This is a genomic window from Cellulomonas sp. C5510, assembly GCF_019797765.1.
Lineage (GTDB): Bacteria > Actinomycetota > Actinomycetes > Actinomycetales > Cellulomonadaceae > Cellulomonas.
Genome location: NZ_CP081862.1, coordinates 1,276,915 through 1,294,818, shown reverse-complemented (window position 1 = coordinate 1,294,818; position 17,904 = coordinate 1,276,915). Strand labels below are relative to the sequence as shown.

Below are 17,904 nucleotides of genomic sequence, written 5' to 3'. Positions count from 1 at the left end.
TCCCGTGGAGCAGGCGACCGGTGTCCTCGTGGCCGACGACCACGCGCTGTTCCGGGACGGCCTGACGTCGCTGATCGGCCGGTGGCCGGACTTCGAGGTCGTCGGCACCGCGGCCGACGGGGCGGAGGCGATCAGCCTGGCGCGCTGCCTGCACCCGCGGCTGGTGCTGATGGACGTGCGCATGGAGCCGGTGGGTGGCGTCGAGGCGACCGCGCGCATCTGCGCCGAGGACCCGTCGGTCAAGGTCGTCATGCTGACGATGTCGCGGCTCGGGGAGGACGTCTACCAGGCGCTGCGCAGCGGGGCGGACGGGTACGTCATCAAGGACGAGCCGGCGCACCGGCTGCACGACTACCTCGCGGCCGTCATGCGCGGCGAGACCGCCCTGTCCAGCGCGCTGGCCGCCCAGGTGCTCGCCGAGCTCACCGGCAGCCCCGTCGGCCACGACCCCGGTCCGCGGGTCTGCGACACGCTCACGCCGCGGGAGCTGGACGTGCTCCGGCTGCTGGTCGACGGCCTGTCCAACGAGGAGATCGCCCGCGACCTGCACCTGGGCGAGACGACCGTGAAGAAGCATCTGGGGCGCGTCATGGACAAGCTCCACGTCCGCAACCGTGTCCAGGTCGCCGTGTACAGCGTCCGCCAGGGCCTCGTGCCGTGACACCTACCCCCCGGGGGTAGCCGATCGGTCGCCCCGGCCGGACCGGTCGGTGCTGGTGACCGAGGGCGGCGCGGCGAGATCGTGGAACCGCGCGGGGGCGTGCGCCGCACGACGCCGTCCCTGCACCCGGACGTCGCCGTGCGCCCGGTCGACGAGGAGGTCCGGCGTGCGTGTGGTGATCGTGTACTCGTGGGCTCGCGACACGGGAGCCGCGAGCGTCCGTGCCGACGGGTCCGTGGACTGGCGTGGCGCGAGGACCGCCCCGGGCGAGGACGACCCGGCGGCGCTCGCGGTCGCGCGGCAGCTCGCCGAGGACACCGGCGGGGAGGTCACGGGCCTGACCCTGGGTGAGGGGGACGCCAGCTGGGTCCTCGCCCGCGGGGTCGGGTCGACGTGGTGCGTCGGGGACGCGCCCCTGCTCACCGACGACGCGGCGACAGCCGGGATCCTCGCGGCAGCCGTCCGCGCGATCGACGAGGTGGACGTGGTCGTCGTCGGGGATGCGGCGGAGCACGCCGGTGTCCCGGCAGCGCTCGCCGGTCTGCTCGGATGGCCCGCCGTGCTCGGTGTCACGGCCGCGAGCGCCGAGACCGCCGACGCCGTGGGTGCCCCCGCGCGGGTGCGCGCCACCCGCCGGTCGCCGTCCGGCACCGAGACGATCACCGCCGCGCCGCCCCTCGTGCTGGGGGTCGCCGCCGAGTCCGGGACCCACCGCGTCCCCGGCATGAAGGAGCTGCTCGCGGCACGGCGGCGGCCCGTGACCCCCCTGACGCTCGCGCAGATCGGCGCGGGTGTCGAGGACGTGACGAGCCGCGGGACCGACCTGCCGCCGACCGCGCCGACGCACGTCTTCGAGGGCCCTCCCGACGAGGTGGCGGCGCAGCTCGTGGCGGCCCTGCGGGCAGGAGGCGCGCTGTGAGCGCCGGACCGGGCGACGCCCGCGGCCCCGCCGGTGCCCGCGAGGGCGGCGCGTGGCTGGTCGTCGCGGACGCAGGCTGGCGGGCGGCGCTGCGCGTCGCGCGGGGGGCGCGGTCCGAGGTCAGCGCCGTCGTCGTGGGCCCGCGCCCGCTCGCGGACGCCGTCGCGGCGGCCGGGGTCCCGGTGCTGTGGGTCGAGCCCGGGACCGGGACGCCCGCCGAGGCGTACGCGGGGGCGCTCGCCGTGCAGGTCGCCGCCGAGCAGCCGGCACTGCTCGTGGGCACCGGCCATCCCGCCTCCCGCGTCCTCCTCGGCGCCGCCGCGGCGCTCGTCGGTGCCCGGCTGCTCACCGGCGCGGTCGACGTCGTGCCGGTGGCCGTGGCCACGGGCGCAGCGGGAGGCGGCGGGACGGGCGCCGTCGCGCCGGCGTGGACGGTCCGGCGCGCACTGCTCGACGGGGCCGTCGTCGAGACCGTGGACTCCCCCGCCCCGCTCGCCCTGGTCGTCGACGTCGCGGCCGAGGACGAGGACGAGGGTGCTGCGACTGCGCTGTCGCCCGGGACCGTCCGGCCCCTCGCGGCCGCGCCGGCGGCCATGACGCTGAGCACGGTCCCGTCCGCGGAGCCGGCCGGCGGACTGGAGGACGCCCGCGTGGTCGTCGCCTTCGGCCGCGGCGTGCGCTCCCGCGACGACGTCGCGCTCATCGAGCGGCTCGCGGACGCCCTCGGCGCCGAGCTGGCGTGCTCCATGCCGGTGGCGGACGACCGCGGGTGGCTGGACCGGTCCCGCTACGTCGGCCGGTCGGGTCGGCACATCGCGCCCCGGCTGTACCTCGCGGTCGGCATCTCCGGGGCGCCCCAGCACCTGGAGGGGGTCCGCGGCGCGAAGGTCGTCGCCGCCGTGGACCAGGACCGGGCCGCCCGCATCTTCCGCGTCGCCGACTACGGCGCCGTGGGCGACCTGTACGAGGTGGTGCCGGCACTCATCACGGCACTGCAGCGGTGAAGCAGTCACGAGTCCGGATCAGGAGAGCATCATGAGCGAGCAGTTCGACTCCCGCTACGACGTCGTCGTCATCGGCGGGGGTGCATCGGGCCTGTCGTGCGCGGTGCAGGCCGCCAAGGACGGCCTGACGTGCGCCCTGCTGGAGAAGGAGGAGCACACCGGCGGCAGCTCGGCCTTCGCGGAGGGGCACGCGGCGTTCGAGTCCGACGAGCAGGCCAAGCGGGGCATCACGGTCACGAAGACGCAGGCGTTCGACACCTACCTGGACTACTCGCACTGGCGGGCCGACGCGTCGATCGTCTCCCGGTTCGTGGAGAACGCGGCCACGACGATCGTCAAGATGCGGGACGAGGAGGGCGCCGTCTACGAGGACGTCACCGTGACCGCGGTCGACCAGCCCGGCGAGCTCGTGACATGGCACCTGCCCGAGGGCGAGGTGGCCCACCTCATCGAGCTGCTCGAGGCCGATGCGCGTCACCGCGGGGTCGACGTGTTCCTCGGGACCAGCGCGACGTCGCTGCTGCAGGACGAGTCGGGACGGGTGGTCGGCGTGACCGCCACGGACGCGGACGGTGCCCCGGTGCGGCTGGGCGCCCGGGCCGTCGTCGTCGCGACGGGCGGCTATGCGGCCAACCCGGAGCTCGTCGACCGCTACACGCGCTACGACGCGCTGGGTGAGAAGCTCATCAACGTCGGCGGCCCCGGCAACACCGGCGACGGCCTGCGGATGGTCCTCGAGGCGGGCGGCACCGAGCACCGGTCGATCGGGACGCTGCTGCTGTTCCCGTTCATGCGGGACAAGGCGATCACCAGCCAGACCAACGCCGCGGCGTTCCAGCCGTACTTCTGGGTCGACGCGCACGGTCGCCGCTTCACGGACGAGGCGGTGGCCCTCAGCTTCGGCAACGCCGGCGACGTGGTCGCAGGCCTGCCGGGTGCGATGTTCTGGTCGGTCTTCGACTCCGGCACCGTGCGCCACCTCGTCGAGGACGGCAACGAGGTCGGGCTCGGCATCTACGTGCGCAACGGCGAGAAGCTGGTCGGCCTGCCCGACGAGATCGCGGCCGACGCCACCGACCCCGCGCGCACCAACGTCGTCGGCGCGGACACGATCGAGGACCTCGCGACCGCGATGGGCGTCGACCCCGCCGTGCTGCGCACCGAGGTCGACGCGTACAACGCCGCCTGCGAGGACGGCGTCGACAGCCGGTTCCACAAGGCCGCGAAGTTCCTGCTCCCGGTCACGACGCCGCCGTTCTACGCGGTGAAGATGGAGACCGGGATCATGGTCACGATGGGCGCGATCCGGATCGACGACCGGATGCGGTGCCTCGACGCGGACGGCCGGCCCATCCCCGGCCTGTACAGCGTGGGGTGCGACGCCGGCGGCCTGTTCGGTGAGTCGTACAGCCTGCCGATCCCCGGGTCGGCGAACGGCTTCGCGCTCACGTCGGGCTGGCTGACGGCCGACGACATCGCCGAGCGCATCGGGGCCGGGAGCCTGTAGCCGCAGGGGGCACCGACGGCGGCCGGCCGGGACGCGCGGGTCCCGGCCGGCCGCCGTCGCGCCTGCCCCGGCCCGCGCGTCAGCCGGCGTCCGCCGCCGCGGCTTCCCGCACCGCCGCGCCGACCAGGCCGAACGCCGCGACGGCGTGCGTGCGAGCCACCGGCGAGCGCCACGTCTGGTCGAGGAACCCGTGCGGCATCCCGCCGGCCGTGAGCACCGTCAGCGGGCCGCCCGCCGCGCGCACCCGCTCGGCGAACCGCTCCTCGCCGGCCCGGAACCCGTCACGCTCCGCGATGAGCAGCAGGCTCGGCGGCAGCGCCGCCAGCACCTCCGGCGGCGCGAGCACCGGCGAGACCAGCGGGTCCGTGCGCACGGCGTCGTCGGGCAGGTACGACCGCTCGAACAGCAGGCCGATCTCGTCGGGCTCGTCGGCGCGCGTCGTCACGTGGTCCACGTCGGGGTACGCGAGCAGCGCGAACGCCGGCCGCGGGGCCGCGCCGCGCACCGCGAGCTGGCACACCGCGAGCGCCGTCGACGCGCCCGCGGAGTCCCCCGCGACCGCGTACGGCCCGCTCAGGCCCAGCCCGGCGCCACCCTCCCCGGTCAGCCAGGTCACGGCGTCCTGCGCGTCCTCGACGGCCGCCGGGAACGGGTGCTCGGGCGCGCGCCGGTAGTCGAGGCTGACGACCGGCAGCCCCGAGCACCGGGCGAGCTCGGCCGCCGTGTGCTCGGCCGTGTCGAGGTCACCGAGCACGAACCCGCCGCCGTGCACCCAGACGGCGAACCCCGCTCCGAGGGCGGCGCCGTGCGGCCGGTAGAGGCGGGCGGCGATCGAGCCGGCCCGGGTCGGCACGGACAGCTCGGCGCGCTCGACCCCCGGCGCCGGTACGGGCCCGAACTGCCCGGTGTCCGCCGCGCGCATCCGCCGGGCGGTCGCCACGCGCTCGGCGTGCGTCCCGCTCGGGAACGTCTCGGGCGGCGCCGACGGGTCGGGCTGCGGGGGTGCGTCGACGAACTCCGGGTCCAGCTCCACGACCGGCGAGGCTACCGCGCCGAGCGTCCGGCGACGCGAGTCACAGGTGGACTCACTCGCTGTCATTGTGTCAGTGTCCCCATGGTCAACGCGTTGGCGCTGACGCGAATCATCCGGATCGCCGCCTGGGGGACACATGAGCGACATCCAGATCTTCTCGACCGACACCGATGACGGGACCATCTCAGTGATCGGCAAGGCGGGTGACGAGCACCGCCTGCTCCAGCGCATCCGCGTCGGGAACGCGCCGCGAGGGGCCGTGAAGTTCACCGCCCACGGACGAGGGTTCGTGTCGAACACGAGTCAGAACACCATCTCGGAGATCGACCCCGTCTCTCTCGAGGAGGCACGGCGGATCGAGGTCGGCCACGGTCCGCGCGGCCTCGGGATCGTACCGGGCGACACGTACCTGCTGGTCTCGAACTCCGGCTCCGACTCGCTGTCGATCGTGGACCTCGCCCTCAACGTCGAGGTGCGCCAGATCGGCACCGGTCGCGACCCGCGGCACATGGCGATCACCCCTGATGGCCGCTGGGCGTTCGTCTGCATCTGGGGAGACGGTGTCATTGCGAAGATCGACCTCGCCGGACTCGCCACCGGGCGGGTGGAGGACGTCGCGATCGTCGAGACGTTCGACGTCGGGAGCACCGCTCACCCGTACGCGCCGGCGCTCGACCCCTCCGGCAGTCGTCTCTTCGTCGCGAACACACAGGCGACGTACCTCTCGGTCATCGACATCCACTCCGGCGTCGTGACGCAGATCGAGCTCGGCAGCATCGGCGGCCGCGCCATCACGTTCACCACCGACGGGCGCTACGCGCTCGCGACGATCGAGGCGCGCTCCGAGGTCGTCGTCATCGACCTGACGACCCTCGAGGAGACCCGCCGGATCCCGGCCGGTCCGAGGCCGGCACCACCACCTGGCACGAGGAGAACTGGTGGCCGAGATCCCCGCTGTGACGGTGCGGCGCGAGTACGAGTGGGCATTGCCGCCCGAGAAGCACCGCACGGACCGGACGGCAGCCCACGACGAAGCCACGCTGCTCGCCCAGCACTTCCGGTACGTCAGGCGCGTGCGGTACCCGGAGGCGTGCCCTCCCTGGGTCCTGGGCCAGGAGCTCGGCTGGATCATCAGGGCCCCGTTGACCGTCACCGTCTCGCCCGTCCACGACCTGCAGGTCGACGCCGAGGCCGATCCGAACGAGATCGCCCGCCTGGCCGGGACGTCCGAGTTCTGGAGCCGCAGCGGTGGCTTCATCACAGCGCCGCGTTCTCCGTGGCTCCGTCTGCACCAGTTCCGGGGTTCCTCCGGCGCGTGGGAAGCGGTGTTCCTTCCGAACGGGGACGGTTCCGTGGAGTGGCGCCTCGGCTTCTCCGTCGACATCCCGGACGAGTACTTCCTGCTGACGCAGTCGATCGGGGTACCCGGGATCGACGTCCCGCCGGGCGTGCTGACAGCGCGACAGCTACGACGCAGCATCGGCGCCGGAGGCATCTCGCTGGCATTTCGTCCGACCGGTGACGTCTCGATCCAGCGCGGCGACCCGATCGCCAGGCTCGTGCTGCTGCACCGGTCGTCGATCCAGGCGCGCCTCGAGGTGGACGAGTCCGCGGACGTCGTCGGAGGAACAGCGTGATGAGGCCGCCCGGCACGGAGCGTGCGGTGCTCGGCGATCCGCGAGCGTTGTGGTTGTTCATGATCATCGTGGTGCGTCGGGTGGCCGGTGCGGCGTTCCCCGTGGCTCTCCTCATCGCCGTCGCCGATACGCGGGGGCTCGTGATCGCAGCGAGCGTCCAAGCGGTCCGGGTCGCCGTCGCGACGTTCAGCACCCCGTTCCGTGCGCGGCTCATCGACCGGTTCGGGCGGTCCCGGGTCGTGCTGCCGCAGACGCTCGTGGCAGCGGTGACGCTCGTGCTGTTCGTCGCGGTCGTCGGCGACGACCGAGCGGCGCTGGTACTGATCTACGTCGCGTGCGTACTCGCCGCGGTCGCGCCTGCGGCGGTGGACGCTGTCATCAGGTCCGCGTGGGCCGAGATCGGGCGGACGGAACGGCAGGTCAAGCTCCTCCACAGCGTCGACTCGCTCCTCGAGGAGACGGGGTTCCTGCTCGGACCGGTGGTGGCCTCGGCCCTGCTGCTCGCCATGTCGCCGCAGCAGGGCCTGTGGGCCGTGACCGCCGCGGCGGTCGGTGGCAGCCTGCTCGTCTTCACGTCGAGCCACTTCCGCACCGCGCTGCGACGTCCGCCGGCGGCGAGACCACGCGCAGCGGAGAGGACACCCCGCACCTGGCGCGCACGCCTTCGCACGGTGGCCGGACCGATCGCTCAACCGTCGCTGCGGCAGATCGTCCTGCCGCTGGTCATGATGGGCACGAGCCTGGGGTGGCTCGGGCTCCTGGTCCCGCAGGTCGCGACCGCGTCTGCCGGTGGGCTCGACCGCACCGGATACCTCATGGGCGCGATCAGCCTGGGAGGCGTCGTCGGAGGGTTCAGATACGCGCTGGTCACGTGGCGAGCGTCGCTGCGCACGCGCCACGCCGTGCTGCTCCTGGCATTCGCGGGCCCGCTCGCGACCGCTGCTCTCACGTGGTCGAGCGCCTGGGGGCTCGCCGTCGTCCTGGCGGTGAGCGGACTCGCGGTCACGCCCCTGTACATCAACAGCTACCTCATGATCGACGACGGCCTGCCCGAGGACGTGCGACATGAGGCGAACACGTGGGTTCCCGTGGGCAACAACGTCGGCTACACCATCGGGATCACCGCCGCCGGGTTGCTGACCGCCGTCGCCCCGGGCGCCCGGACGCTCGCGCTCGCACAGTCCGTGCTGGCGGTCGGCACGGTGCTCATCGGCTGCTGGTTGCTCCGCACCGCACGCACGCTCGCACCGCGCCCTGCAGAGGAAGCGGCGTCGCATGCGATCTGAGACCGGGATGCCGGTCGCGCGAGCACGCAGTCTCGCCGTGACCGCGCAGGGCCTGCACGACGACGAGACGAGCACCGCACGGATCGTGGAACGCATCGGCTTGCTCCAGATGGACCCGCTCACTCGCGTCGCGCGAGCGCATCTGCTCACGTGCGCGGCCCGGACGACCGTCCGTCCGGTCAGCGGGGTCGACCGCGAGCTGTGGCCGGTCGACGAACCCGCCGCAACCTTCGAGACCTACACGCACGCAGCGTGCGTCATGCCGATCAGCGACTGGCCACTGTTCGAGATCCACCGTTCTCGCGCCCGTGACCGGGCCGACACTCCACCACCGGAGGTGCGACAGCGGGTCCGAGAGCTGATCGCCGACAGCGAGCACGGGTTGACCATCCGCGAGCTGCAACGAGACGACCGCACCGGCGGTGGTTGGGGATGGTCAGCGACCAAGCGCGCAGCCGAGCACATGGTGTGGCGAGGAGACCTCGCCTGCACGAGACGCCGACGGGGCGAGCGCGTCCTGGACCTCGTCGGGCGAGCCGTCCCGGTCGAGCAGCTGGACCAGACCCTCGCACCCGACGAGTGCGTCGCGGCACTGGCCGAGCGTGCGCTGGCGGCGCTCGGCGTCGCCACGACCGAGGAGGTGGCGACGTACTACCACCTGCGCGCCGATCTGGTCGCCGCCACGCTCCGTTCGCGGGGTCACGCACGGGCGAGGATCGAGGGGTGGCCGGACACAGCCTGGGTCCTCGAACCCGCCGCGACGAGGACCGCGCAGCCACGACCCCGGCTGATCGGACCGTTCGACAACCTCATCAGGGACCGGGCACGGACCCGCCGCCTGTTCGGGTTCGACTACGTGTTCGAGGCGTACAAGCCCGCCGCGCGCAGGAGGTACGGCCCCTACGCGCTCGCCGTTCTCGTCGATGACGACCTCGTCGCGCGAGCCGGCATCCAGCGGCAGGGTCGCTCGCTGACGCTGCAGCAGGTGTTCCCCGAGGCCTCCCAGGACCCGAGCTGGTGTCGACAGCAGACCGTGGAGGCCGTCAGGTCGCTCGCGGTCCAGCTCGGGCTGGAGTCCGATGTCTGAGCTCTGGCCCTTCAGCCACCACGTCCTGGTTCCCTGCTCGTTGCTCGCGGCGCTGGACGTGCTGAGCAGCTCCGTCGAGACCGTGCACGCGGCGCGCGAGGAAGAAGCGATCGCCATCGGGTGCGGACTCGTGCTCGGCGGCGGGACGCCTCTGGTGGCGATGCAGAACTCCGGACTGGCCAGCGCGCTCAACACTCTCGGGTCGCTGGCGGTGGCCTACCGGATCGGGCTGTGTCTGCTCATCTCCGTCCGTGGTGACGACGCCGACCCGAACCCCGCGCAGCAACCAGTGGGACGCGCCACACGAGCGCTCCTGGGCAGTCTTGACGTCCCCCACGCGACCGCCGGCGACCCGACGGACCTGCGGCTGCTGCTCCCCGACTCCGCGCGGTCCGCGACTCAGCATCGACGGCCCCACGCCGTGCTGATCGACAGACAGGCCATCGATGCTTGAGCGCGCGGTGCTCCTGGAGGACCTCCGTCGGTCGCACCCGGAAGCGGTGATCGTCTGCCAGCTGGGCGACACCACCGAGGAGCTCCGACGAGTGGCCGACGACCCCCGGAACCTGTACCTGCTCGGGTCCATGGGCATGGTGATCCCGGTGGCACTCGGCGTGGCCTTGACCACCGGCACCCAGGTGATCGCCGTCGAAGGCGACGGCGGCTGCTTGATGAACCTCGGCACCCTGACGACCGTCGCTCGCTACGGACCCGAGACGCTCTCCATCCTCGTCCTGGACAACGGTTCCTACGGCAGTACCGGGGGGCAGCCGAGCGCGACGAGCACCGGCGCCGACCTCGCCGCGATCGGGCGCGCTGCGGGCCTCGGTGAGTCACGGCAGTTCAGCCACGCCGGCTCGGAGGACGCGCTCGTGAACTGGCTCGGCATGCCCGGACCCAGGCTCGCGGTCGCCCGGACGCGACACAGCTCTCCGCCGGAGGATCGACGACCGCCCCCGATGCTCCCGGTCGAGAACAGAGCCAGGTTCACGGTGGCCATCGGTCGAGGCCGACCTCGCACCCCTGACCCCACCTGAGTGTCGACGGCGCGTACCGCATCCAGGTCACCGACGGCGAGCTCTGCGGCACCTCCGTCGCGCGACGTCGGGATCCCTGCGCCCGTCCGATCGGTCACCGCTCGTGCGGCCGCGCCGAAGAGCACGCGGCGGCTCAGGGGCTGGTTTGCCCCATCCCCCTGACCCGCGCAATCATCCGCCCATGACGATGATGTCCGCGCGGAAGACCGGTGCATGGGCCGCTGCCCTGCTGCTCGTGCTGGCTGGGTGCACCGGCGGCTCCGACGCCGCTGCGCCGACGCCGACGCCCACTCTGGTCGCACCGGGTGGCTCGGGCACCATCGACCTCGACGACCGCACGTTCACCCTCGACGTCCCCTCCGGCTATGACGCCGCCGAACCTGCGGCCCTGATCGTGTCGCTGCACGGCTACTCGGAAGTCGGAGCGAGCACGGCCACCTACCTCGGCCTGCGGGATCAGTCCGAGGAGAAGGGCTACCTGCTCGCCTACCCGGAGGGCCTCGTCGACAGGGCGGGCAAGCAGTACTGGAACGCGACGGCCGCCTGCTGCTCCTTCGACGGTGTCGACCCGGACGACGACGGCTTCCTGACCAGCGTCATCGAGAGGATCCAGGCGCAGTACGCGGTGGACACGAAGCGGGTCTTCGTCATCGGCCACTCGAACGGCGCGTTCATGGCGCTGCGCATGGCGTGCCACCACCCCGACCTGATCGCTGCGGCCGTGTCGGTCGCCGGAGAGAACGACGTCGACCCGTCGGCGTGCGCCCCGGGCCAGCCCGTCAGCGTCCTGCAGGTGCAGGCCGACACCGACGAGGTCATCAGCTACACGGGCGGCAGTGTCGGTCCGGGGGATCCCTATCCGGGGGCTGAGCAGACGGTCGCGGACTGGCGGGCGATCGACGAGTGCGAGGACAGCGCGACCCAGGGCACCGCGGACTACGACTCGACGCTCGCGGGCCCCGAGACCGTCACGAGCAGCTGGTCCTGCTCCCAGGGCACAGAGGTCGGTCTCTGGACGATCGTGGGCGGCACGCACGGCCCGACGTGGTCGGACGCGTTCGCCCCTGACGTGACCGACTGGATGCTGGCGCACGGGAAGGCCTGACGTCGGGCGTCGGTCGGCCTGAAGGGGGCTCCGGGGCCACCGACGACCCTCCGGTCGATCCGTGATCCCGTCGGCCGCACGGTGTTCAGAGCCCCGGTGGGCACCCAGCGGGACGCGTGCGGGTCGCCGGCTGGTCCTGCCGGGAGTCCCGCCTCCCTCGCACGTGCGCGACCACCCCGTGGTCCGCGTCGGTGATGGCGCAGGGCCGCAGCGCGCCGGTGAACATCTGGATCAGCAGCAGAGGCCACATCCGGGCCCTGTCTCCAGGATGCCGGCGTGGCCTCTGACCTGCTACGTCGGTGGAGCTGAGGGGACTCGAACCCCTGACCCCCTGCATGCCATGCAGGTGCGCTACCAGCTGCGCCACAGCCCCGTGATCAGGTCCGCAGACCGTCACACCACCCGCTGAGCGGGCGACCTGAACTCTACTCGACGCCTCGCCCCGACGCGAATCGGCAGGTCACGCGGGGTCTCGCACCTCTTCGTCCATCGTCGGCGCGGGGCGGTCGGGGCCCGCGTTCCAGTCCGACGACGCGTGCACCGGCCCGACGTTCAGCGCCTCCAGGCGCCACGCCAGCCCGGACCCGGGGCGCCCGGGCTGCAGCTCCGCCCAGTGGGCGTTCGACATGCCGGACATGCCCTTCCAGGTCGGCGGCAGCCCGAGCAGCCCGACGATGCCGAGGTTGATGGCGGCGCCGTGCGACACGACGACGAGCGTGTCGTCCCGCTCCAGCGCGCCGGCCAGCTCCGTGACGCCCTCGACCATGCGCGCGAGCACGTCCGCGCGCGTCTCCGCGCCGACCCGCTCCGGCTCGCGGCCCGACACCCACGCGGCGTGCTGCTCGGGCCAGAGCTCAGCGATCTCCGCGGACGTCATGCCCTCCCACTCCCCGAAGGAGCGCTCGCGCACCCGGGCGTCGGTGTGCAGGGGCAGGCCCGTGCGGGCGGCGAGCGCCTGCGCGGTCTCCCGCGCACGCCCCAGGTCGGACGACACGATGCGGGTCGGGGCGTACCGGCTCGCGAGCGCCGCCGCGGCGGTCTCCGCCTGCCAGAGCCCGACGTCGTCGAGCGGGATGTCGGACTGGCCCTGCAGCCGCGCGCTGGCGTTGTGGGCGGTGCGCCCGTGGCGCCACAGGACGACGCGCCCGGCGGTCACTCCCCCGCCTCGCCGCCCTCGGGCGTGCCGTGCACGTCCGCCGGGAGCTCGATCACCGGGCAGTCCTTCCAGAGCCGCTCGAGCGCGTAGTAGACGCGGTCCTCGGCGTGCTGCACGTGCACGACGATGTCGCCGAAGTCGATGAGGACCCAGCGGCCCTCCTGCTTGCCCTCACGACGCAGCGGCTTGGCGCCCAGCTTGTGCAGGGACTCCTCGACGGCGTCGACGATCGCGCCGACCTGCCGCTCGTTCGTGCCCGACGCGATGACGAACGCGTCGGTCAGCACGAGCTGGCCGCTCACGTCGAGGGCGATGATCTCCTGGGCCTTGAGGTCGGCGGCAGCACGGGCTGCTGCGACGGTGAGCTCGACGGCGCGGTCGGATGCCGGCACGGCACTCCTCGGTTCGATGGGGTGGGGCAGGTCAGGGTGCGGCGCTGGTGGCCGCGAGCGCGACGGCGGGAACCGACGGCCCGGCGGCCGAGGCGCGGTCCGACGCCGTGTTGGCGACGAAGATGATGAGGAAGCCGAGCACGAACGCCACGACCGCCAGGATGATCCACTGCAGCCACGTGAACGGCAGCGGCCGCCGCAGGCGCTCGGGCTGCTCCGGCTCGTCGTCGGCGTCCTCGACTGCCGACGCGGGCACCAGGGTGCCGGTCGGGTCGGTCTGCTCGGCCTCGGGGACCGGCGCGGGAGCCATCGCCTTGAGCAGGCTCTGCCACTGCGGCACGGGGACGTCGTCCTCGTCGGCCGCCTGCTCCGCGGCCGGTGCGGGGCTCGCGGCGGCGGGCGGGAGCGACGCCCAGGGCGACGGGGCCGGGGCCGGGCGGGGTGCGCCGGTCGCGGCAGCTGCGGACGCCGGAGCAGCGGCGCCGGTGGCCGCGGGTCCGGCGGGGCTCGCCGTCCGCGGCCGGGGTCCCGGCCGGCTCCCCGTCGCGGCACCGGGTGCGGACGTCCGGGACCCGGGCTGCCCGGGACCCTGCGGCGCGCCGGGGGCCGGTGCAGCGGGGGTGACGGCGGTCGGAGGTGCAGCGGGCGCGACGCCACCGGACGGCACCCACGCGCGGTCCTGACCGGCGGGTCCGCCCCCGGGGCGGGTCCCCTGCGCCGGGGCGACAGGTGCGGGCCGGTCGGCCCAGCGGGCGGCGCGGTCGGGGCGGGGCGGCACGGCACCCGCGGGGGTCGTGCCCGGCGCCGGGGCACCGGCGGCCGAGGGGCCGGCGGCCACCCCGGGGCGCCCGGTGGGGTCGGGGCGCCCGGGCGTCGGAGGGGCCGGACGCGATCCGGCGGCCGGTGCATCCGGCCGTGGCGCGGCAGGCGCAGCAGGCCGTGGTGCGGCCGTGGGGGCGGCGTCCCGGCCGCCGGGCGCACCGGCTCGCGCCTCCGTCCCGCCGAGCGCCGTCCCCGGGACCGCGGTGGCGTCAGGGGCCGAGGCGGTGCGGATCGAGCGGCGCGTGCGCGCAGGTGCCTCCGGCTGCAGACCCGGCACCTGGTAGGGCGTCGACCCGCCCGGGCGGCCGTCGGGGCCGACCGCGGAGACCGGGCGGTTGCGCAGGGCGCGGCGCGAGGCCACGGCTGCTGCCCCGGCCCCGCCGGTCGCCGCGACACCCGGGCCACCGGGGGCGCTCCCCGTCGACGGTGCCTCGCCGGCCCGGCCCGAGCCGCGGGCGGGCGTCGCCTCACCACCGCCCGCCGCACCGGCTCCGGCCGACCGGGGGGCCGCGCCGTCCGGGTTCGCACCCGGCGCAGGGGGACGCACCGCGGGAGCGGGGGAACCGGACGCCGCCGCGGCGCGGGCGGCACCGGCGGCGGGCTGCACGGGGGCACCGGGGCGTCCGGCGTCGGCCGGCGTCCCGCCTGCTGCGGCCGCCTGCTCCGCCGCGCGCCGTGCCGCCTCGCGCTCCCGCAGCTCCCGACGGGTCAGCGGAGTGCCGGGTGTGCTCATGACTGACTTCCTCGGTACAGACCGTGCTTGGCGATGTACTGGACGACCCCGTCCGGGACGAGGTACCAGACGGGCTTCCCGGCGCGCGCGCGCTCACGCACGTCGGTGGACGAGATGGCCAGCGCCGGGATCTCCCACTGGCTGACCCGGTCGGACGGCAGGCCGTCCGTGGACAGGGCGTGGCCCGGCCGGGTCACCGCGACGAACTGCGCGCGCTCGAAGAGCTCCGGGGAGTCCTTCCAGGTGAGGATCTGCTCGATGGCGTCGGCGCCGGTGATGAAGTACAGGTCGGCGTCGGGCCGCTCGTGCGCCAGGTCGCGCAGCGTGTCCACGGTGTACGTCAGACCGGGCCGGTCGATGTCGACGCGGCTCACCGTGAACCGCGGGTTCGACGCGGTCGCGATGACCGTCATGAGGTAGCGGTGCTCCGCGGGCGTGACCTCGACGTCCTGCTTGAACGACGGCGCGCCCGTGGGCACGAACACGACCTCGTCCAGGTCGAACTGCGCGGCGACCTCGCTGGCGGCGACGAGGTGGCCGTGGTGGATGGGGTCGAACGTGCCGCCCATCACCCCGAGCCGGGATCGTCGCTGCGTCATCGGTGGCGGGTCCCTCGCGGCCGGTCAGTCGTGGCGGGTGCCGACGCTCCGGAAGGCGAACGTCACGAGCAGCAGGGCGATGAGGACGCCGAAGCCGGCGATGCCGAAGACGACGGGCTCGAACGGCAGCTCGACGGTCTGCTCGGCGGCGGCCTCGGCGGCGCGCAGCGCAGCGTTCACGTGGTCCTCCCGGGAGGGGTCGAAGTGAGGGTCCAGTGTCGCACGTCCGGCGGGTCCCCCGTCAGGGACGGACGTGCCCGTCGCCGTGCACCACCCACTTGGTGGTGGTCAGCTCGGCGAGCCCCATGGGACCGCGGGCGTGCAGCTTCTGGGTGGAGATGCCGATCTCCGCGCCGAGGCCGAGCTGGCCGCCGTCCGTGAACCGGGTGGACGCGTTGACCATGACGGCCGCGGAGTCGACCTCCGCCACGAACCGCTCGGACGCGGCGAGGTCGCGCGTGACGATCGCCTCGGTGTGACCCGACGACCAGGTGCGGATGTGCTCCAGCGCGGCGTCGAGGTCGTCGACCACCCGCACCGCGAGGTCGAGCGACAGGTACTCGGTCGCCCAGTCCTCGTCGGTGGCCGGCACGACGTCCACCCCCGCGGGCGCGAGGTCCGCGGTCGCGGCGTCGCCGTGCACCGTGACCCCGGCGTCCGCGAGCGCGGTCAGCGCGGACGGCAGGAACCCGGCGGCCGCGTCGCGGTGGACGAGCAGCGTCTCCGCGGCGTTGCAGACGCCGACGCGCTGCGTCTTCGCGTTGAGCAGGATCGGCAGGGCGACCGCGGGGTCGGCCGTGGCGTCGACGTACACGTGGACGTTGCCCACGCCCGTCTCGATGACCGGCACGGTGGCCTCGCGCACGACCGTCCGGATGAGGTCCGCCCCGCCACGCGGCACCAGGACGTCGACCAGGCCGCGGGCGTGCATGAGCGCGACGCCGCCCGCGCGGCCGTACGCGTCGATCGACTGGACGAGGTCGGCGGGCAGCCCGCGGGCCTCGAGGGCGGCGCGCAGCACCGCGACGATCCGCTCGTTGCTGCGCGCGGCGGCCGACCCGCCCCGGAGCACCACCGCGTTGCCGCTCTTCAGCGCCAGCCCGACGGCGTCGACGGTGACGTTGGGCCGCGCCTCGTAGATCATGCCGACCACGCCCATCGGGACCCGGAGCTGGCGCATCCGCAGCCCGTTCGGCAGCGTGGAGCCGCGGACGACCTCCCCGACCGGGTCGGGCAGCGCCGCGACCTCCCGGAGGGCGTCGGCGATGCCGGCGATCCGCTCGGGCGTCAGCGTGAGCCGGTCGAGCAGACCGGCGGACGTGCCCTGCTCGCGGCCTCGGGTCACGTCCTCGGCGTTCGCCGCGACGATCGTGTCGGCATCCGCGACGAGCGCGTCCGCGAGCGCCCCGAGCGCGGCGTCCTTCGTGGCGCGGGTGGCCACGGCGAGCGCGCGGGCGGCGACCTGCGCGCGCTGCGCCACGGCGAGCACCTGCTCGGCGACGTCGGGCTGCGTGCCGCCCCCCGGTGCCGGGGCCGCGTCGAGGTGCTGCGCCGTGGCCGGGGCGTCGAGGGAGGTCGTCATCGCACCAGGGTAGTCCCGGGCGCCGGACACGCCCCGGAGCCGTCCGGGGGCTGGTCGGACGGCCACCGCCGCACCCGCGCGCGCCTGCCGCGGCCCGCCGCGCGCGCCTCGGGCCCGCCGCCCCGGCCCGCCGCGCCCTGCCCGGCGCCCCGCGTCGCGCTCAGCGCCGCCGGCGCACCAGCACGAGGTCGTCCCGGTGCACGAGCTCGCGGTCGTACCCCTCGCCCAGGTCGGCACGCAGGTCCTGCGTCGAGCGCCCGAGCAGCCCCGGCGCCTCCTGCGCGGAGTACGCGACGAGGCCGCGGGCGACCACCGTGCCGTCCGGCCCCGCGAGCTCCACGGGGTCGCCGGCCTCGAAGTCGCCCTCGACCGCGGTGACGCCCGCCGGCAGCAGCGACGTGCCGCGCTCGACGACGGCCCGCACCGCCCCGTCGTCGAGGACGAGCCGACCTCGGGTCCGCGCCGCGTACGCGAGCCACAGCAGGCGCGTGGACGTGCGGCGCCCCGTCGCCGCGAACCACGTGCCCACGTCCTGGCCCGCCAGCGCCGCCGCGACCTGCGCAGCCGAGGTCAGCACCACCGGCACGCCCGACGCCGTCGCGATGGCCACGGACTCGAGCTTGGTCACCATGCCGCCGGTGCCGACGTGGCTGCCGCGCGCCGACACGTCGACGCCCTCCAGGTCGCGCGGCCCGCGGACCTCCGGGATGCGGCGCGAGCCCGGCCGGGACGGCGGACCCGTGTACAGCCCGTCGACGTCGGTGAGCAGCACCATCGCGTCGGCGTGCACCAGGTGCGAGACGAGCGCCGCGAGCCGGTCGTTGTCGCCGAACCGGATCTCGTCGGTCGCGACCGTGTCGTTCTCGTTCACGATCGGCACGATGCCCAGGTCCAGCAGCCGGTCCAGGGCGCGCTGCGCGTTGCGGTACTGCCCGCGCCGCATGGTGTCGTCGGCCGTGAGCAGCACCTGCCCCACCCGCAGGCCGTGCGCGTGGAACGCCCGCGTGTAGTGCGCGACGAGCAGGCCCTGGCCGACCGACGCGGCGGCCTGCTGCGTCGCGAGGTCCCGCGGGCGGCGGGCGAGGCCCAGGGGGTCCATGCCGGTCGCGATCGCCCCCGAGGACACGAGCACGACCTGACGGCCGTCCGCGACGCGGGACGCCAGCACGTCCACCAGCGCCCGCAGCCGCTCGGGGTCGAGGCGGCCGTCCGTGTCCGTCAGGGACGAGGAGCCGACCTTCACCACCACGCGGCGGACCTGGGGCAGCAGGCGGCGGTCGGACAGCGCGGCGGCACTCACGCGGGCATTCTGCCCCGGGGGCGGCGGCGGCCCCACGGGATTCC

Annotated in this window: 18 protein-coding genes, 1 tRNA gene and 1 pseudogene; 11 read left to right on the top strand and 9 right to left on the bottom strand. The window is 74.5% G+C overall.

From position 1 onward, the window contains the following. The first annotated feature begins 4 nt into the window (after positions 1-4). The 4 genes from K5O09_RS05875 (at position 5) to K5O09_RS05860 (ending at position 4,091) form a co-directional block, all read left to right on the top strand. Positions 5-661 (top strand): response regulator transcription factor, encoded by a 657-nt coding sequence (locus tag K5O09_RS05875; RefSeq protein WP_222171864.1) that lies wholly within the window; start codon positions 5-7, stop codon positions 659-661. A gap of 166 nt (positions 662-827) precedes the next feature. Next, positions 828-1,580, top strand: coding sequence for a hypothetical protein (locus tag K5O09_RS05870; protein ID WP_222171863.1), 753 nt, complete (start codon positions 828-830; stop codon positions 1,578-1,580). Next, on the top strand, positions 1,577-2,584 hold the full coding sequence (locus K5O09_RS05865) for an electron transfer flavoprotein subunit alpha/FixB family protein (protein WP_222171862.1): 1,008 nt from the start codon (positions 1,577-1,579) through the stop codon (positions 2,582-2,584). The genes K5O09_RS05870 and K5O09_RS05865 overlap by 4 nt, the downstream gene beginning before the upstream one ends. 31 nt (positions 2,585-2,615) lie before the next feature. Next, complete coding sequence (locus K5O09_RS05860; protein ID WP_222171861.1) at positions 2,616-4,091, top strand: FAD-dependent oxidoreductase; 1,476 nt, start codon at positions 2,616-2,618, stop codon at positions 4,089-4,091. A 79-nt stretch (positions 4,092-4,170) separates the two neighbouring features. Here K5O09_RS05860 and K5O09_RS05855 read toward each other — a convergent pair whose 3' ends face one another. Continuing rightward, positions 4,171-5,124, bottom strand: a complete 954-nt coding sequence (locus K5O09_RS05855; RefSeq protein ID WP_222171860.1) for an alpha/beta hydrolase fold domain-containing protein — start codon at positions 5,122-5,124, stop codon at positions 4,171-4,173. A gap of 136 nt (positions 5,125-5,260) precedes the next feature. Between K5O09_RS05855 and K5O09_RS19520 the strand changes: the two are divergent. The 7 genes and pseudogenes from K5O09_RS19520 to K5O09_RS05825 all read left to right on the top strand — a co-directional run. Further along, positions 5,261-5,926, top strand: a pseudogene (locus K5O09_RS19520) (YncE family protein); the annotation flags it as partial. A gap of 136 nt (positions 5,927-6,062) precedes the next feature. Beyond that, entirely contained in the window at positions 6,063-6,761 is a 699-nt protein-coding gene (locus K5O09_RS19140; protein WP_255596431.1) for a hypothetical protein, read from the top strand. Next, positions 6,761-8,047, top strand: a complete 1,287-nt coding sequence (locus K5O09_RS05845; RefSeq protein ID WP_222171859.1) for an MFS transporter — start codon at positions 6,761-6,763, stop codon at positions 8,045-8,047. Before K5O09_RS19140 ends, K5O09_RS05845 begins: the two co-directional genes overlap by 1 nt. Beyond that, positions 8,037-9,134: a DNA glycosylase AlkZ-like family protein gene (locus tag K5O09_RS05840; protein WP_222171858.1), complete on the top strand. Its 1,098-nt coding sequence runs from the start codon at positions 8,037-8,039 to the stop codon at positions 9,132-9,134. Before K5O09_RS05845 ends, K5O09_RS05840 begins: the two co-directional genes overlap by 11 nt. Next, positions 9,127-9,588, top strand: a complete 462-nt coding sequence (locus tag K5O09_RS05835) for a hypothetical protein (RefSeq protein ID WP_222171857.1) — start codon at positions 9,127-9,129, stop codon at positions 9,586-9,588. The genes K5O09_RS05840 and K5O09_RS05835 overlap by 8 nt, the downstream gene beginning before the upstream one ends. 46 nt (positions 9,589-9,634) lie before the next feature. Continuing rightward, positions 9,635-10,171 (top strand): thiamine pyrophosphate-dependent enzyme, encoded by a 537-nt coding sequence (locus K5O09_RS05830; RefSeq protein WP_222171856.1) that lies wholly within the window; start codon positions 9,635-9,637, stop codon positions 10,169-10,171. Positions 10,172-10,352: 181 nt separating this feature from the next. Next, positions 10,353-11,276, top strand: coding sequence for a PHB depolymerase family esterase (locus tag K5O09_RS05825; RefSeq protein WP_222171855.1), 924 nt, complete (start codon positions 10,353-10,355; stop codon positions 11,274-11,276). Positions 11,277-11,576: 300 nt separating this feature from the next. Here the strand turns inward: K5O09_RS05825 and K5O09_RS05820 are convergent. From K5O09_RS05820 to proB, 8 genes are all read right to left on the bottom strand, one after another. Continuing rightward, positions 11,577-11,649, bottom strand: a tRNA-Ala gene (locus tag K5O09_RS05820). Between the two features lie 87 nt (positions 11,650-11,736). After that, positions 11,737-12,432 carry a histidine phosphatase family protein gene (locus K5O09_RS05815; protein WP_222171854.1) on the bottom strand — a complete coding sequence of 232 codons (696 nt, stop codon included), beginning with the start codon at positions 12,430-12,432 and terminating at the stop codon, positions 11,737-11,739. After that, complete coding sequence (gene rsfS, locus K5O09_RS05810; RefSeq protein ID WP_222171853.1) at positions 12,429-12,824, bottom strand: ribosome silencing factor; 396 nt, start codon at positions 12,822-12,824, stop codon at positions 12,429-12,431. The genes K5O09_RS05815 and rsfS overlap by 4 nt, the downstream gene beginning before the upstream one ends. A 31-nt stretch (positions 12,825-12,855) precedes the next feature. Then, the gene (locus tag K5O09_RS05805; RefSeq protein ID WP_222171852.1) at positions 12,856-13,164 is read right to left on the bottom strand and encodes a hypothetical protein; all 309 of its coding nucleotides are present in this window, start codon (positions 13,162-13,164) and stop codon (positions 12,856-12,858) included. Between the two features lie 1,211 nt (positions 13,165-14,375). Next, positions 14,376-14,978, bottom strand: a complete 603-nt coding sequence (gene nadD, locus K5O09_RS05800) for a nicotinate-nucleotide adenylyltransferase (protein ID WP_222171851.1) — start codon at positions 14,976-14,978, stop codon at positions 14,376-14,378. 24 nt (positions 14,979-15,002) lie between these two features. Next, positions 15,003-15,158, bottom strand: a complete 156-nt coding sequence (locus tag K5O09_RS05795) for a hypothetical protein (RefSeq protein WP_222171850.1) — start codon at positions 15,156-15,158, stop codon at positions 15,003-15,005. Positions 15,159-15,219: 61 nt separating this feature from the next. Then, a complete protein-coding gene (locus K5O09_RS05790; RefSeq protein WP_222171849.1) occupies positions 15,220-16,560 on the bottom strand; it encodes a glutamate-5-semialdehyde dehydrogenase in 1,341 nt (446 codons plus the stop codon). Between the two features lie 160 nt (positions 16,561-16,720). After that, entirely contained in the window at positions 16,721-17,860 is a 1,140-nt protein-coding gene (proB, locus tag K5O09_RS05785; protein WP_222171848.1) for a glutamate 5-kinase, read from the bottom strand. Positions 17,861-17,904: the final 44 nt, after the last annotated feature.

Coding starts and splice junctions, on each gene's coding strand:
- K5O09_RS05860 (WP_222171861.1), top strand. CDS start 2,616: ATGAGCGAGCAGTTCGACTCCCGCTACGACGTCGTCGTCATCGGCGGG.
- K5O09_RS05845 (WP_222171859.1), top strand. CDS start 6,761: ATGAGGCCGCCCGGCACGGAGCGTGCGGTGCTCGGCGATCCGCGAGCG.
- nadD (WP_222171851.1), bottom strand. CDS start 14,978: ATGACGCAGCGACGATCCCGGCTCGGGGTGATGGGCGGCACGTTCGAC.
- K5O09_RS05825 (WP_222171855.1), top strand. CDS start 10,353: ATGACGATGATGTCCGCGCGGAAGACCGGTGCATGGGCCGCTGCCCTG.
- K5O09_RS05835 (WP_222171857.1), top strand. CDS start 9,127: ATGTCTGAGCTCTGGCCCTTCAGCCACCACGTCCTGGTTCCCTGCTCG.
- K5O09_RS05790 (WP_222171849.1), bottom strand. CDS start 16,560: ATGACGACCTCCCTCGACGCCCCGGCCACGGCGCAGCACCTCGACGCG.
- K5O09_RS05840 (WP_222171858.1), top strand. CDS start 8,037: ATGCGATCTGAGACCGGGATGCCGGTCGCGCGAGCACGCAGTCTCGCC.